The sequence below is a fragment of the Bradyrhizobium manausense genome (genome assembly GCF_018129685.1).
GTDB lineage: Bacteria > Pseudomonadota > Alphaproteobacteria > Rhizobiales > Xanthobacteraceae > Bradyrhizobium > Bradyrhizobium manausense_D.
This window is the reverse complement of sequence record NZ_JAFCLG010000002.1, coordinates 366,920-382,269: the sequence shown is the minus strand read 5'-3', so window position 1 is coordinate 382,269 and position 15,350 is coordinate 366,920. Positions and strand designations below refer to the sequence as shown.

At 61.4% G+C, this 15,350-nt stretch carries 13 protein-coding genes and 1 pseudogene; 7 read left to right on the top strand and 7 right to left on the bottom strand.

The annotated features are described in order from the left end of the window. The first annotated feature begins 170 nt into the window (after window positions 1-170). The 6 genes and pseudogenes from JQ621_RS35985 (at window position 171) to JQ621_RS09440 (ending at window position 7,269) form a co-directional block, all read left to right on the top strand. Complete coding sequence (locus JQ621_RS35985) at window positions 171-731, top strand: rubredoxin (RefSeq protein ID WP_409334209.1); 561 nt, start codon at window positions 171-173, stop codon at window positions 729-731. Window positions 732-787: 56 nt separating this feature from the next. Then, complete coding sequence (locus tag JQ621_RS09460) at window positions 788-2,239, top strand: aldehyde dehydrogenase family protein (protein ID WP_212234161.1); 1,452 nt, start codon at window positions 788-790, stop codon at window positions 2,237-2,239. Between the two features lie 35 nt (window positions 2,240-2,274). Next, entirely contained in the window at window positions 2,275-3,885 is a 1,611-nt protein-coding gene (locus JQ621_RS09455) for a GMC family oxidoreductase (RefSeq protein ID WP_212234160.1), read from the top strand. A gap of 224 nt (window positions 3,886-4,109) precedes the next feature. After that, on the top strand, window positions 4,110-5,738 hold the full coding sequence (locus JQ621_RS09450) for a fatty-acid--CoA ligase (RefSeq protein ID WP_212234159.1): 1,629 nt from the start codon (window positions 4,110-4,112) through the stop codon (window positions 5,736-5,738). A gap of 249 nt (window positions 5,739-5,987) precedes the next feature. Then, a pseudogene (locus tag JQ621_RS09445) lies at window positions 5,988-7,016 on the top strand (IS1634 family transposase); the annotation flags it as partial. A 61-nt stretch (window positions 7,017-7,077) separates the two neighbouring features. Further along, window positions 7,078-7,269 carry a hypothetical protein gene (locus JQ621_RS09440; protein ID WP_212234157.1) on the top strand — a complete coding sequence of 64 codons (192 nt, stop codon included), beginning with the start codon at window positions 7,078-7,080 and terminating at the stop codon, window positions 7,267-7,269. A 52-nt stretch (window positions 7,270-7,321) separates the two neighbouring features. Here JQ621_RS09440 and JQ621_RS09435 read toward each other — a convergent pair whose 3' ends face one another. The 4 genes from JQ621_RS09435 to JQ621_RS09420 form a co-directional block, all read right to left on the bottom strand. After that, entirely contained in the window at window positions 7,322-7,969 is a 648-nt protein-coding gene (locus JQ621_RS09435; protein ID WP_212234156.1) for an NAD(P)H-dependent flavin oxidoreductase, read from the bottom strand. Between the two features lie 84 nt (window positions 7,970-8,053). Beyond that, a complete protein-coding gene (locus JQ621_RS09430) occupies window positions 8,054-8,800 on the bottom strand; it encodes an SDR family NAD(P)-dependent oxidoreductase (protein WP_312015403.1) in 747 nt (248 codons plus the stop codon). A gap of 46 nt (window positions 8,801-8,846) precedes the next feature. Next, the gene (locus JQ621_RS09425) at window positions 8,847-10,085 is read right to left on the bottom strand and encodes a thiolase family protein (protein ID WP_212234154.1); all 1,239 of its coding nucleotides are present in this window, start codon (window positions 10,083-10,085) and stop codon (window positions 8,847-8,849) included. Between the two features lie 17 nt (window positions 10,086-10,102). Then, on the bottom strand, window positions 10,103-11,218 hold the full coding sequence (locus JQ621_RS09420) for a CaiB/BaiF CoA transferase family protein (RefSeq protein WP_212234153.1): 1,116 nt from the start codon (window positions 11,216-11,218) through the stop codon (window positions 10,103-10,105). 124 nt (window positions 11,219-11,342) lie between these two features. Between JQ621_RS09420 and JQ621_RS09415 the strand changes: the two genes are divergently transcribed. Beyond that, complete coding sequence (locus tag JQ621_RS09415; RefSeq protein WP_212234152.1) at window positions 11,343-12,149, top strand: enoyl-CoA hydratase/isomerase family protein; 807 nt, start codon at window positions 11,343-11,345, stop codon at window positions 12,147-12,149. 17 nt (window positions 12,150-12,166) lie between these two features. Here JQ621_RS09415 and JQ621_RS09410 read toward each other — a convergent pair whose 3' ends face one another. The 3 genes from JQ621_RS09410 to JQ621_RS09400 form a co-directional block, all read right to left on the bottom strand. Then, entirely contained in the window at window positions 12,167-12,958 is a 792-nt protein-coding gene (locus JQ621_RS09410; protein ID WP_212234151.1) for an ABC transporter ATP-binding protein, read from the bottom strand. 50 nt (window positions 12,959-13,008) lie between these two features. After that, window positions 13,009-14,238, bottom strand: a complete 1,230-nt coding sequence (locus JQ621_RS09405) for an ABC transporter substrate-binding protein (RefSeq protein WP_212234150.1) — start codon at window positions 14,236-14,238, stop codon at window positions 13,009-13,011. 62 nt (window positions 14,239-14,300) lie between these two features. Beyond that, window positions 14,301-15,347 carry a branched-chain amino acid ABC transporter permease gene (locus JQ621_RS09400; protein ID WP_212234149.1) on the bottom strand — a complete coding sequence of 349 codons (1,047 nt, stop codon included), beginning with the start codon at window positions 15,345-15,347 and terminating at the stop codon, window positions 14,301-14,303. Window positions 15,348-15,350: the final 3 nt, after the last annotated feature.

The window sequence follows — 15,350 nt, the reverse complement described above, 5'->3', positions numbered from 1 at the left end:
CCCCGAGCCGCACGACTCGTTTCAATCGTCGAGCGGCAGCGGCTGGCCATGTGGGGCGGTCAGGCCGTGCGATAGGATAGGGGGCCGCGCGCCGATCACGGAGAAGACCAGAGATAGCTGCCATTCGGCCCGGCAAAACCGGATCGGCGGAAAAGGGAGGAAATAGGAACATGGCCAGGTACCAGTGTCCCGATTGTAAATACACCTATGACGAAACGCTGGGCCATCCGCATGAAGGATTTCCTGCAGGCACTGCTTGGGCCAACGTGCCCGACGAATGGGCTTGCCCCGATTGCGCAGTGCGCGACAAGGTCGATTTCGAATTGATCGGCGGATCGCCCGCCGCCACCGCGTCAGCTGCTCAGGCCGTCGAGGTTGCCGCCGTGACGCGTAGCGCTGCAACAGTCACTGACACCGCAGTGATCGAGAAACCCGCCGGCCCGGTGTCGAAACCGGCAGTGCGAACGCCAGCTGTACTGCGGGCCACCGCCCCAGCCCTGGAGGCTGTGCAATCCGCAGGGGTCACCATAGACGGTAAGCCTGCCTCCGCCGGCTGCAAGCCCTTTGCGAAATGGATATGCATCACCTGCGGCCATATCTATGACGAGGCGCTTGGTGATGCGTCCGATGGCTTCGCCGCAGGGACGCGGTTCGAGGATATTCCTGACGATTGGTGTTGCCCGGACTGCGGCGCAACGAAAAAAGACTACGTTCTTTGCCAGGAAACTTAGTCAATCCGTGTCGGCAAAGTGTATCGGGCCGATCAGGCCTGCTATGGAGGTCAACCGTGAATATTCACGCTCATCCGAGCGACATATCGTTGGGCGATACCAGATCATCCCTTGCGGATGTTTTTGTGAAGCAACGCAAGGCAGGCTGGGCGCGGCGCTCGGATTTCGACCGCAAGGCACGCATCGCGGCGCTGAACCGGCTGAGGGAAGTCCTGCAGCGGCGCGAGGCGGACATCATCGCGGCTCTCTATGCGGATTTCCGCAAGCCCGAGAGCGAGGTGAGGCTGACCGAAATCTTGCCGGTGCTGCAGGAGATCGCGCACACCAAACGCCACCTGAAGGGCTGGATGCGACCACGCCGGGCGGCGGCCACACTGGGTGTTCTGGGCACCAAGGCCAGGATCCGGCCCGAGCCGAAGGGTGTCTGCCTGATTATTGCGCCCTGGAACTATCCGTTGAACCTGGCCTTCGGGCCGCTGGTCTCGGCACTGGCAGCGGGCAACAGCGCGATCATCAAGCCGTCGGAACTGACGCTCGCGACCTCCGCCCTGATTGCAGATATCGTGGCCGAGACTTTTTCGCCAGATCTGGTGGCGGTGGTCGAGGGCGACGCTGCGGTCGCGCAGGAATTGCTGGCAATGCCGTTCGACCACATTTTCTTCACCGGCAGCCCGCAGGTGGGCAAGCTGGTGATGGAGGCGGCGGCGAAATCTCTGGCCTCGGTCACGCTGGAATTGGGCGGCAAGTCGCCCACCATCGTCGGCCCCACCGCCAACCTGAAAAAGGCCGCGCGCAATATTGTTTGGGGCAAGTTTGCCAACAACGGCCAGACCTGCATTGCGCCCGACCACGTGTTCGTGCATCGCGACATCGCGCAAGAGTTCAACGAGACGGTGATGGCGGAAATCGGCCGCGTCTATGGCAAGACGCCTGAGGCGCAGAAGATGACACCCGACTATTGCCGTATTGTGAATGACCGGCATTTCAACCGAGTTGCCGGCCTGATCGAGGATGCCCGTGCCAAGAGCGCGCGGATCCTGCTGGGCGGGCAGACGGACGCGGCGCAGAAATTCGTGGCGCCCACGCTGATCAGCCAGATCACCCCCGAGATGGCGATTTCGCGCGAGGAGCTGTTCGGCCCGATCCTGCCGATCATCGAATATGACGATATCGACAAGGTGATTGATCAGATCAACGCCAACCCGAAACCGTTGGCGCTTTATGTCTTCGACAATAGCCGGGCTTTTGCCGAGGACATCATCACGCGCACCAGTTCGGGCGCGGTGGGGATCAACCTGACGGTCGTGCATTTCCTGCATCCCAACCTGCCCTTTGGCGGGGTGAACAACTCGGGCATCGGTGCGGCGCACGGAATCTATGGCTTTCGGGCATTTTCGCATGAGAAGCCCGTCCTGCAGGACCGGTACTCGATCGTCCACATGCTGTTCCCGCCCTATACGGGCTTCGTGAAGCGGCTCATCAGCCTTGTCGTCAAGGTGCTGGGGTGATCGGTTCGATAGAGCGACGATCGGAGAGTCAAGGAATGTACGACTATATCATCGTGGGAGCCGGTTCGGCGGGCTGCGTGCTTGCAAATAGGCTGTCCGCAGATCCCGCAAAGCGCATCCTCTTGTTGGAGGCGGGACCGCGAGACAAAAGCGCGCTGATCCATACGCCGATCGGCATCGCGCTGCTGGCCAACAGCAAGAAACTGAACTGGGCCTTCAATACCGAACCCCAACGGCATCTGAACGCCCGCCGTCTGTTCTGGCCGCGCGGCAAGACGCTGGGCGGGTCCAGTTCGATCAACGCCATGGTCTATATGCGCGGCCACAAGGCGGATTACGACGGTTGGGAAGCTGCCTCTGACACCTCGGTCTGGGGCTGGGACCGTGTCCGCGCCCTGTTCAAGCGACTGGAAAACAATCAACGGTTCGGAAGTTCCGAATATCACGGGGCGGGCGGTGAACTGTTCGTCAGCGAATTGCAGACGGTCAACCCGCTCAGCCGATCCTTCGTCAAGGCGGGGCGCGAATTGCAGATCCAGCACAACGATGATTTCAACGGCGAGCATCAGGAAGGGGTGGGCCTTTATCAGGTTACGCAGAACCGCGGGCGGCGCTGGAGCTCGGCCAAGGCGTTTCTGGAAAGCGCGCTGGATCGGTCGAATCTGGAGGTCGTCACCGATGCGCGGGTGACCCGCGTGGTGATGGACGGTCGGCGCGCGACCGGCGTGTCCTACAGGCGGGGCAACGAATACAAGCAGGCGCGGCTGAACGCCGGGGGCGAGGTCCTGCTGTCCGGCGGCGCGGTGAACTCGCCGCAGATGTTGATGCTTTCAGGCATCGGCGCGGCGGAGGAGCTGAAGGAACATGGCATTCCGGTGGTGCATGACCTGCCCGCCGTGGGCAAGAACCTGCAGGACCATCTGGACATCACGCTGATGAACGCGGCCACTTCGCGCAAACCGATCGGAGTGGCGTTGAGCTTCCTGCCGCGCGCGGTGGCGGGGCTGTTTTCCTACATCTTCCGCCGCAAGGGGTTTCTGACCAGCAACGTCGCGGAATCGGGCGGCTTCGTCAAAAGCACACCCGAGCGCGACCGGCCGAACCTGCAATTCCACTTCCTCCCGACCTATCTGAACGACCATGGACGCAAGATCACCTATGGTTATGGCTATACCCTGCACATCTGCGACCTGCTGCCGAAAAGCCGGGGCAGAATCGGTCTGAAAAGCCCCGATCCCCTGGATGATCCGCTGATCGACCCGCAATACCTCGAGGACCCGGAGGACATGAAAACCATGATCGCCGGGGTCAAGATCGGCAGGCGCATCTTCGACGCGCCTGCCATGGCTGTTCATTCCCGGCGCGAGGTTTTGCCCGGCCCCGCGGTTCAGAGCGATGACGAGATCGCCGCCGATATCCGCAAGCGGGCCGAGACGATCTATCACCCGGTCGGAACCTGCCGGATGGGCGCCGACCCGGCCTCGGTGGTCGATCCGCAGCTTCGGGTGCGCGGCATCGAAGGGCTGCGGGTGATCGACGCCTCAATCATGCCGACGCTGGTAGCGGGCAACACCAATGCGCCCACCATGATGATCGCGGAAAATGCCGCTGACATGATCTTGGGGAACATCCATGTGCAAGGCTGAAAATCGCAGTATAATTTCAGCAAGGTTGCTACCCCACAAAAGGATGTCGATCCGGGAGGGGTGACCACAATCGGGCGGGCTCCGATGGGGAGCCTACATCCGACGCTCTCAGCGCTTTCGCACCGGACAGGACGGATCAATCCTGTCCACGAAACTCAACCCCGATCCGCCCGTAACGTTCGCGGATCGTGCGGCAACAAACAAACCATCGGAGGGAAGTGCGTATGCTCGGATTGATGCAAGACTGGCCTTTGCTTTGCCATCGGATTATCGAACACGCGGCGAAGTATCACGGTACGCAAGAGGTCGTCACACGGTCGGTCGAGGGCCCCATTCATCGCACCAATTATGCCGAAATCCACAAGCGCGCACTGAAGATATCGCAGCGGCTCGATCGCGACGGCATCAGGCTCGGCGACCGCGTCGCCACCATTGCGTGGAACACCTGGCGCCATCTCGAGGCCTGGTACGGCATCATGGGCATCGGCGCGATCTGCCACACCGTCAATCCGCGACTGTTCCCCGATCAGATCGCCTGGATCATCAACCATGCCGAGGACCGCGTGGTGATGACGGATATCACCTTTGTGCCGGTGCTGGAAAAGATCGCCGACAAGCTTCCCAGCGTCGAACGCTACATCGTGTTCACCGACAAGGCGCATATGCCGCAGACCACGCTGAAGAACGCGGTCGCCTATGAGGACTGGATCGCGGAGGCCGACGGCGATTTCAGGTGGAAGACCTTCGATGAAAATACCGCGGCCGCGATGTGCTATACGTCCGGAACCACGGGCGATCCCAAGGGCGTATTGTATTCGCATCGTTCCAACGTGCTGCATGCGCTGATGGCCAATACCGGCGATTCCCTTGGCACAGGCGCGGGCGACACGATGCTGCCGGTGGTTCCGCTGTTCCATGCCAACAGCTGGGGCATCGCCTTCTCGGCCCCCTCGATGGGCACCAAGCTGGTGCTGCCCGGCGCGAAACTCGACGGCGCGTCGGTATTCGAGCTGCTCGACAGCGAAAAAGTGACCCACACCGCGGGTGTTCCAACGGTGTGGCTGATGCTGCTCAATCATATGGCCGCCAACCATCTGAAACTGCCGCACCTGCGAATGGTGGTGTGCGGCGGCTCGGCGATGCCGCGCTCGATGATCAAGGCGTTTGTCGACATGGGGGTGACGGCGCGCCACGCTTGGGGCATGACCGAGATGAGCCCGATCGGCACGCTTGCCTCGTTGAAACCTCCGTTTTCCGAACTCACTGGCGAGGCCCGGCTCGACATTCTCCAGACCCAGGGCTATCCGCCGTTCGGCGTGCAGATGAAGATCACCGACGACGCCGGCAAGGAACTGCCGTGGGACGGCAAGACGTTCGGCCGGCTGAAGGTGAGCGGCCCCGCGGTATCGAAGGCCTATTTCCGCATCGATGCCAACATCCTCGATGAGGAAGGCTATTTCGACACCGGCGACGTCGCGACCATCGACAAGTACGGATACATGCGGATCACCGATCGCTCGAAGGACGTGATCAAATCCGGCGGCGAGTGGATTTCCTCGATCGACCTGGAAAATCTCGCGGTCGGACATCCGGCGATTGCGGAAGCAGCCGTGATCGGCATCCATCATCCTAAATGGGACGAGCGTCCGCTGCTGATCGTGCAGCTCAAGCAGGGCCAGAGCGCGTCGCGCGAGGACATTCTGAAATACATGGATGGCAAGATCGCCAAATGGTGGATGCCGGATGACGTCGCGTTCGTCCATGCGATTCCGCACACCGCGACAGGAAAGATCCTGAAGACCGCGCTGCGCGACCAGTTCAAGAGCTACAGCTTCCCGACCGCGGCGGCGTGATCGCGAAGCCTGCGAACAACACGATCATGATCCGGTCCAGTCCGACCGGATCACTATACGGACACCGATTTCGGTAATTCGCGAACAGCGATTTCATTAATTCCGGGAAAGAAATTCCGCTAAACCCAAGTTTGCACTTTGCGGGACTTAAAAACTGAGTCTTTTCGCGGTTTTGGGTTGTGAACAGCTCTCGATTTGTATCCATGTAAGGGGCTTTTGAAATCAACGCGCGTGTGGTTCAATTTGGAAATGTTCATTGAGACAGTTCCGAATCGCGATTCACCACCGGCGGTGGTCTTGCGGGAGAGCTATCGCGACGAGAACGGGCGGCCTAAGAAGCGGACACTGGCGAATTTGAGCAAGCTGCCGGACCATGTGGTCGCCGCGCTGAAGGCGATCCTCAGGGGCGGTACACTGATCGGGACAGGCCCGGATCACTTGCAGATCGAGCGTTCGCTACCGCATGGCCATGTTGCAGCAGCGCTCGGGATGATCCGCAAGATCGCCCTGGATCGATTGATCCTGAGCACGGCGAAGGATGCCGACGCGCGGCGCGGTTGCGATCTCGTGGTGGCAATGCTGGTCGACCGGTTGATCGCACCACGCTCCAAGCTTGGCTTTGTGCGGGCGGTCGACGAGGAGACGGCAACAACGAGTCTGGACGCGGTCTTGGACCTTGGCAGGGTGAAGGATCGCGAGGCCTACGAGGCACTGGATTGGCTGCTTGAGCGCCAGGTGCGGATCGAGAATGGTCTGGCGTGGCGCCATCTCGAGGACGGCGTCCTGGTTCTCTACGACGTGAGTTCATCCTACTTTGAAGGTCGCCATTGTCCGCTGGCGCACTATGGCCACAGCCGCGATCATCGGAGCGATCGCCTGCAGATCGTTTACGGCCTGCTGTGCACGCAGGACGGCTTACCGATCGCTATCGAAGTGTTTGAGGGGAATACGGCCGATCCAATCACGCTGAAATCGAAGATTGAGAAGCTGAAATCCCGCTTCGGCATCAAGCGAGTTTTGCTGGTCGGCGACCGCGGCATGATCACCACGGCCAGGATCGGCGAGGATCTCAAATCGTCAGGCTTGGATTGGATTACGTGCCAGCGTGCATCGCAGATTCAAGCGCTGGCCAAAGACCATGGGCCGCTGCAGCTCTCGCTCTTTGATGAGCGGGATCTGGCCGAGATCAGCTCTCCTGACTTTCCGGGCGAGCGACTGATCGTGTGTCGCAATCGCGAACTTGCCGATGAGCGCGCCCGAAAGCGCGAGGCGCTTCTAGGTCAGAGATTTTGAAGTTCGAATCATATCAAGCGGCCTTGTCGAGTTTGTAGGTCCAAGAGTGAACGACGGGATCGCGATTGAAGAAGTCGATGGCGGCCATGATGCGATCCCTGAGCTCGGCGTCATCGCCGACAACATCGTCAACATCGGTCGCTCAATGGAAAAAAATCCGTCCAGTAGGCGCCTCAATCTAAGCCAACTCGGGCCCGCCGCTCACCCCGGCGGGCTTTATTTTGCGGCAACCAACTGACCTCAATCCGGAAACGTCAATTTTGCGCCGGAAAGTAGCTAGCCCGGATATCTCACACACTAATTTTGTAAGGCGTTGATTTGGCGCCGGGAAGCAGTTTGGCGCAGGTCGTTTCTGGTTCGGCGGGCGCTTGGGCGCTCGGCATTGGAGCTCGCTTCCACACCGCTCGACGACGTTGCGCGGCGAACACGATGGCGCTGGCAACGGACTGACCGTTGCTGACAGCCCCGGCAAGAATGATCGTCTTGTCGCCGGCGGTCTGCCTCAGTTCCGTGATGAATGCGAACGGGTTGTACGTGCCGGCGGGGCCACCCGCACCGGCACAGACGGCAATGATCCCGTCCGCGTTGGCGTCGAGCGCCTTCTTGGCATGCTTCATCGTGGTCGCGTCGTGGAACACCAGCCCGCCATAGGCATGTATGGCGTCGGTCAGCTCTCGCGTAATTCCGAGGGTCGTGATGACGATGGGAACCTCATGACGGATGGCTGCGGCGAAGTCTGCCGCGTGCCGAGGATTGGTGGAGTGAACGACGAATTGCGCACCAAAGGGCGCGCAATGTTGCCCGGCGAGCCGGCCGCGTATGTCGGCCAGCCACGCTTCGAAACCGTCCGTCGTGCGCTGGTTGAGCACCGGAAAGGTGCCGATCACGCCAGCTTGACAGGTCTCGACGACCAGATCCGGTCCCGAGACGAGAAACATCGGCGCTGCCATCACCGGAATTTTGAGATGCCATCGCAGTCGATCAGGTAGCATATCGGATGCCGATTGCCAGAGGAAACGTGGTCAGCGCGACTGCATGCGCGCGCCTGCATCCAGATCGAGCGTGGTCGCGTTCAGGTACGAGTTCTCGACGATATGTTGCACCAGCCGGGCAAATTCCCGCGGTTGCCCCATCCGGTTCGGATACAGGATCATGCGATCGACGATCGACTGAGAGACATTGTCCGGCATGCCTGCGACCATTGCAGTATCGAACAGCCCCGGCGCGATCGAGACGACGCGGATACCGTGCGGCGCCAAGTCGCGGGCAACTGGAAGCGTCAGGCCGATTACGCCCGCCTTGCTGGCGCTGTAGGCCGCTTGACCGACCTGCCCTTGGGATGCGGCGCCCGAAGCCGTGTTGACGATGACGCCGCGCTCGCCGCCGTCCGCATCAGGAGCGTTCCTGGTCATGGCGAGCGCAGCAAACCTGATGATATTGAAGGTGCCGGTCAGGTTGATCGCGATCACCTTGTTCCATGTCGCGATCGGGAACGGCTCGCCTTTTGATACGGTCTTGGCGGCATCGGCAACCCCGGCGCAATTCACGGCTACATGAACACCGCCTAACGCGGCGACGACCGCCGCTATCCCGTCTTTTACGCTGATCTCGTCAGCGACATCGACGACGCGCGTGAGGCAGGCATCGCCGAGGTCCGATTTGAGTGCCTGCAGCTTTTTCTCGTCGCGATCGAACCCGGCGATCCGCGCGCCGGCCGCGGCGAGCTGCTTGCAGGTCGCGAGCCCCAGTCCAGAGGCCGCGCCGGTCACTACGGCAACCTTGCCATGAAGCTCCATGAAATATCCTCGTTGTCTTCTATTTGCTCAGGATGGTCACGCACGCCACCGCTTCTTCGATACCGTGCAGTCCGCCGCCATTTTCGGCGATCGCGATCCGCGCGCCGGCGACCTGGCGGGCTCCGGCCTCGTTGCGCAGCTGCGCGACCAGTTCGTGGACCTGCGCGAGGCCGGTGGCGCCCACCGGATGCCCCTTCGATTCCAGTCCTCCCGACGGATTGACAGGTACGCGGCCTCCGATGGTGGTTTCGCCGCGTTCGCTGATGGCGCCGCCGTCGCCGAAGGCGCACAGGCCGAGATTTTCGATCTGGATGATCTCGCCCATGGCGGTGGCATCATGCACTTCGGCAACCGAGATATCGCCCGGACCGACGCCCGCCTTTTCGTAAGCGCGCCTGGCGGCGCGCGCGGTGCAATGGTTTTCGACGTCCGACGGGTCACGGTCGCTGCCGGTCTGGACCACGGATGCCAGCACCCGGATCGCGCGCGACCGATCGATGCCGTAGCGCTTGAGGCCCGCTGCAGTTGCCACCACAACCGCCGCTGCGCCGTCCGACACCGGCGAGCACATCGGCAGCGTCAAAGGATACGTGATCGGCGGCGCGCCCAGCACCTCGTCAATGGAATAGGGCGTGCGAAACTGCGACAGCGGATTTTCAACGGAGTGCTGGTGGTTCTTGGCTGCGACCGCGGCGATCTGGCGCTGCGTCGTTCCGAACCGCGCCATGTGATAGCGGGAGAACGCCGCATAGACGTCCATGAATACGCTGTAGGGCTTGTCCGACGTAGTGCCAGGCGGCGGATCGATGCCTTCGCCGAGCTGCATCAGCCGCTCGCCGATTTCGTCCTTGCGGCTGATGTCCCAGGCGCTGTCGAATGATCCGAACATCAGCTCGCGATCCTTCGAGAACATCTTCTCAGCGCCAACCGCAAGCGCGACGTCTCCGTCGCCTGCTTTCAGGAAGTTGACGGCCAGGTTCAGCGCCGAGCTGCCGCTCGCGCACGCGTTCTCGATGTTGACGACCGGGATCTGCCCGATCCCCATCGACCGCAGCGCGATCTGACCGCGCACCATGTGCTGCTTTTCCATGTGCCCCTGCGACGCGTTGGCGAAGTAGGCGGCTTCCAATGCCGTGGTCTCGAGGCCGGCATCCGCGAGCGCTGCGTTGACCGCCTCCTTCGTCATCGTCTTGATGTCTTTGTCCAGCATGCGGCCGAACGGCGTCATGCCCACTCCCACGACGTAAACGTCTTCCATGCTGGCGGCTCCCGTTCTCAGGTTCTGTTTGGTGCCCGGTGCGACAGTTCTAATAGCACTTCATCGGTGTGTTCGCCGAGGGCGGGCACGCCCCGGGTCGGTCCCGGATGGTGGCCGTCGATAATCAGGGGCTGTGCCACGTAGCGGCGACGTCTGCCATCGCTGTCGGCCGCGTCGTTGAACAGCCCGCGTTCTTTGAAGTGCGGATCGGCCGCCACCTCGTCAATGGAATTGACGGGACCCCAGGGAATCCCTGCGGCGTCGAGCCTTTCGGCCCACTGCGCCCGTGGTGCTGCGGCGATAGCCTTGCCGATGCGCGCGACCAGCTCGATTTCCCGTTGGGTCCGTTGCGCCCGCTTCAGATCGGCAACGTCCTCCATGCGGATCAGCGTGCAAAGCGGCCGCCAGAACCAGTCCTCATGCGCGATCGACAGCGACAGCAGCTTGCCGTCCTGGCACTCGAACAGACCATAAGCGGGCTCTGCCGCGATGTCGGCGAGCGGCTCGCCGTTCATCGCCGGGCCAACCATGACCGACATCCACGATACCAGCCCGTCGGTCATCGACACGTCGATATACGCCCCCTTTCCCGTGCGCGCGCGCGCCAGCAGCGCCGCAAGCACGCCGAGCGCCGCAAACATCCCCGATGAAAGGTCGCCAACCGCGATATCGCTCGGAAGCTGCGTCGAACGCGTTGCGGCCTGGGCGTGCAGGAATCCGGCGAGGGCCTGGTAGGAGAGATCATGGGCGGGTCGGTCGCGGTAGGGGCCGGTCTGTCCGAAGCCAGAGATCGACGCATAGACCAAACGGGGATTGATCGAGGCCATCGCCTCATAACCCAGCCCCAGCCGCTGCATGGTGCCGGGCCGAAACCCTTCCAGCAGGACGTCGGCAGAAGCGACGAGATCCCGGAACCGCTGCTTGTCGCCGTCCGCCTTGAGATCGAGCGCCACCGAGCGCTTATTGCGATTGAGCGCGGCATGGAACGCCGGAAACTGCCGCGCGGGATCTCCGATGCCCGGACGCTCGACGAGGATGACGTCGGCCCCAAGATCGGCCATCAGAAGCGTCGCGTAGGGCCCGGGATATTGCTCAGCCAGGCTGACAATACGAATACCCTCGAGCTGCAACATGACGATGTCTCTTCCCCGGATGTGCAGAGCCTAAGCTTGCAGATTTTATTCGTTGGTCTATAATTTTACTGACTAAATTATTAATTGACCCAAAAGTCAAATACTTGTTGTCGAGGTGAGAACAGTGACGACGTCTAAAAAGATCAAGCCGGAGCAAAGCGTTCTGGTCGAAGTTCGTGCCGATGCGGTATGGATCACGCTCAATCGGCCGACGGCGCTCAACGCAATTACGCCCGACATGGTGGCGGGAATTACCACCGCTCTAACGCATGCCGACGATCCGGCGATCAAGGCCGTGGTGCTGATGGGCACCGGGCGTGCCTTTTGCGCCGGAGCCGATTTGAAATACGTCAATAGCGCGACGCAGGGCGATGCACCCGCCGCGACGCGGTTCCTCGACGCCGTCCTCGACATGATGGCACGACTGGAGACCTGTCCGCGGCCGGTCATCGCCGCAGTCAATGGGTTGGCCCTGGCGGGCGGCCTGGAATTGGTGCTGTGCTGCGATCTGGTTATCGCAGCGCGGTCAGCGAAGCTTGGTGACGCGCATGCCAATTTCGGTCTGCTGCCGGGCGGCGGCAGTTCGGTGCGACTGCCTCGAAAAATCGGTCCGACCCGTGCGAAATATCTGCTGTTTACTGGCGATTTCGTGCCGGCCGACGATCTGGTTGCCTGCGGTCTCGTCAACGAGGTCGTCGATGACGCCGAACTGACGGCGGCCGTCGAGCGCCTGGTCGCCAAGCTCGGGTCAAAGAGCTCGCTGGTGCTCCGCCGCATGAAGGCGCTGGTCGCCGACGGTCTCGAACAACCAAAGGAGGTTGCGCTCCGGCTCGAATTGCTCGCAAGCGAAGTCCACGTCCACAGCCACGACATGAAAGAGGGGCTTGCCGCATTCGAGGAAAAGCGCAATCCGTCGTTCATCGGCCGCTGAAACGCTCTCTGCCTCAATTACCCGAGCCATCGCTTGCGGCGCCGATAGTGCTTGATGTTCCGATAGCTCTTGCGTTCGCCTTCGAGGTTGAGGCCGAGATAGAATTCGCGGATGTCCTCGTTGGCGCGAAGGTCGGCCGCGTTACCTTCCAGCACGATGCGTCCGTCTTCCATGACGTAGCCGAAATCGGCGAGGTCCAGCGCGACGCGGGTGTTCTGTTCGACGATGAGCAGCGTCAGGCCGTCGTCCTTCAACGAGCGCAGAACGCCGAACACCTCATCGACCATCATCGGCGCCAGCCCCAGCGACGGCTCGTCGATCATGATGAGCTTCGGATTTGCCATCAGCGCGCGGCCGATCACCACCATCTGCTGTTCGCCGCCGGACAAATACCCGGTCGTGCGCGACTTCAGCAAGGCAAGGCGCCTGATCCGGTCGTAGACACCATCGAGCCGCCGCCGCATCGCCGGCGCTGAAGGCTCCATATGACCGCCGGCAATCAGGTTCTGCTCCACGGTCAGGTGACTGAGGACGCGGCGGCCCTCCATGACGTGGACGATCCCGTTGCGGACGATTTTTGCCGGATCACCGCCGTCGATCCGCGAGCCCTCGAACGAAATCGTCCCCGACGTCACCTTGCCGTCCTCGGTCATGAGGAGGTTCGAGATCGATTTGAGCGTGGTCGACTTGCCGGCTCCGTTGCCGCCCAGGAGCGTGACGCATGACCCCTTTGGCACGGCAAGCGTAAGGCCCTTCACCGCAAGGATGACGTCGCTGTAGAGAACTTCGACATTGCTGAGCTCAAGCATAGGCAACTCCGCGGCCGGAGCGCTGTCGCGCTCCGGCTGATCCAGCAGGGCTACCACTTCGTAATTGCAGGAACCGGCACATTTTCAGCGGCGATAACATACTTGCCATCCTTGATTGTCGCGACGTTGACGGTCAGGCCCGTAACCGGGAATGGCGCATCATTCGTGTAGGTCAGATTCGGCAGGATGCCGAAGGTCTGATCGCTCGGGAGTTGTGTCGCCATCAGCGCCGTGCGAACCGCCTCACCAGTGACTTTGTCGGCGCCGACCTTGCGTGCAGCAGCTTCGATCGCCCGCAGCGCGACCAGCGTCTGATTAAAGCCCATGACGCTCGCGACGGACCATGTCACCTGCGCCTTGTATTTTGCGACAACCATTTGCTGGAAATCATGGGCCTTGGTCTTTTCGTCGGTTGGCACGGCCATGCCGTAGACCTCATAATCGCCTTCCAGATCCTTCATCCCACCGATGGCCTTACCCGAGGCAATCAAGCCATTGTGCGAACTCATCATGATTGCAATGTCAGTCTTGCCGAGCGCCTGCAGCGCACGCTTGGTCGCTACGACCGCGGCCGTGTTGGTCTGGATATCGATCACTTGCGCGCCCTTGCGGATCACGCGGCCAATCTGCGTCGTCAGATCGGTCGGCTGCACTTCGGTATAAATCGTCTCGACGATCTCGGCCTTGTCCGGGTTGTCTTTGGCGAACTTTTCCGCACCCTTGGCAATATCGACATAAGCTGGCGAGGCTTCCGAGGAAATGATGGCAACCTTCAGCGGTCCCTTGATGCCGCGCGTACTGCGGAACCATTCGAAGAACGCCGCCGCCTCATGGCCGTAAGTTGGACGCGGGTTGAAAATCCAGGGATCCGGCTTCCAGGCGAATCCGTAAGCTGCGGTCGACATGAACATCGGCACCTTGTCCGCTGGAAGCCGGCCCTGGAGCGCGGCGACGTCAGGTCCACCGACGCCGAGAACGGCCACCGGATTGAGCTCGGCCTTGATGCCGGGCCAAAGGCTCGCCGTCTGCGCCGCGTCGTAACGGCCGTCATAGTCCTTGATCCCGACCTTGATGCCCATTCCCTTGCCGATTTCGTCGTTCCACCAATCGACGGCGGCACGGCGCGCGCCGACAAGATCCTTCATGATATCGGCGTAGGGACCGGTAAAGTCGGCAATCGAGGCAATGTTGTAGGTCGTCTGCGCCGAAGCGGGGAGCGCCAGTGCGACGACCGCCGCTGCGGCGGCGCCTGCGATCCATTTAGAAAGTCTGCTCTTCATCTCTACGTCCTCCCGTTACTATTTTGTTTTATGGACACCGCCCTGCGGTGGCTTCGTTACGTTCAGTATGGAAACGGCCACATCCGATACGACCGCTTCAGGATATTCCAGCGATGCATCAGGCCGCGCGGCTCGAAGATCAGAAATGCTGCGATGACGCTGCCGAGAAACACGTTCATCAGGGCAAATACGACATCGCCGCCGATCGATGGGAATTGCGAGACGACGGATGGCCCGAGCGACACGAAGCCCTCCTGAATGCATTTGATGACGACGACGCCGACGAGAGCGCCGGTGATCGACCCCATGCCGCCGACGATCACCATCGCAATGAACCAGATCGAGTTGAACAGCGTGAACTGATCGACCGCGACAAAGCGAACGAAATAAGCCCACAACCCGCCGCCGACGCCGGCATAGAAGGCGCCGACCAAGAACGCGGTCGCCTTGGTGGCCACGACATCAATGCCCATAATGCCGGCTGCGACGTCGTCGTCGCGCACCGCCACGAAAGCGCGTCCGTACCGGCCCCGCACGATGCCGTAAGCGCCGTAGGTCATAAGCGCCGCGACGGCGAGACAGAGATAATAGATCGAGATATCCGTCGCGAACGCAAATCCGAACAGGCTGGCAGGGTCGAGCGTCAGGCCGTTCGAACCGCCAAACCAGGGCAGGTTCAGAACGAAGAAATGAAACAGCGCTTGGGCGGCGATCGTCGTCAGCGCCAGGTAGAACCCCTTGATGCGCACCGCCGACAATCCGAAGATGAAGCCGAACAAAGCGGCGGAACATCCGCCCAGCGGAATCGTCAGCCAGAACGGCAGCCCCAGTTTCGTGGCCAGAAAACCGGTCGTGTAGGCACCGACGCCCATAAAGGCGGCCTGTCCCAGATTGATCTGGCCGGCATAACCGGTGGTGATCTGAAGGCCGAGGACGATCACCGACGAGATCAGTATCAGTGTCGAGATGGCGAGCAGCCGCGGCCCGAACAGGATCGGCAGCGCCAGCAGGAAAATCAGAAACAAGGCGAGGGCAATCTGCTGCGGACGCGTCCGCACCAACGCCGCATCGTGCGCAAAACTGGTGGCGAAAATGCCGGCCGGATCCATCGC

Coding starts and splice junctions, on each gene's coding strand:
- JQ621_RS35985 (WP_409334209.1), top strand. CDS start 171: ATGGCCAGGTACCAGTGTCCCGATTGTAAATACACCTATGACGAAACG.
- JQ621_RS09455 (WP_212234160.1), top strand. CDS start 2,275: ATGTACGACTATATCATCGTGGGAGCCGGTTCGGCGGGCTGCGTGCTT.
- JQ621_RS09450 (WP_212234159.1), top strand. CDS start 4,110: ATGCTCGGATTGATGCAAGACTGGCCTTTGCTTTGCCATCGGATTATC.
- JQ621_RS09435 (WP_212234156.1), bottom strand. CDS start 7,969: ATGTTTCTCGTCTCGGGACCGGATCTGGTCGTCGAGACCTGTCAAGCT.
- JQ621_RS09425 (WP_212234154.1), bottom strand. CDS start 10,085: ATGGAAGACGTTTACGTCGTGGGAGTGGGCATGACGCCGTTCGGCCGC.
- JQ621_RS09420 (WP_212234153.1), bottom strand. CDS start 11,218: ATGTTGCAGCTCGAGGGTATTCGTATTGTCAGCCTGGCTGAGCAATAT.
- JQ621_RS09410 (WP_212234151.1), bottom strand. CDS start 12,958: ATGCTTGAGCTCAGCAATGTCGAAGTTCTCTACAGCGACGTCATCCTT.
- JQ621_RS09405 (WP_212234150.1), bottom strand. CDS start 14,238: ATGAAGAGCAGACTTTCTAAATGGATCGCAGGCGCCGCCGCAGCGGCG.
- JQ621_RS09400 (WP_212234149.1), bottom strand. CDS start 15,347: ATGGATCCGGCCGGCATTTTCGCCACCAGTTTTGCGCACGATGCGGCG.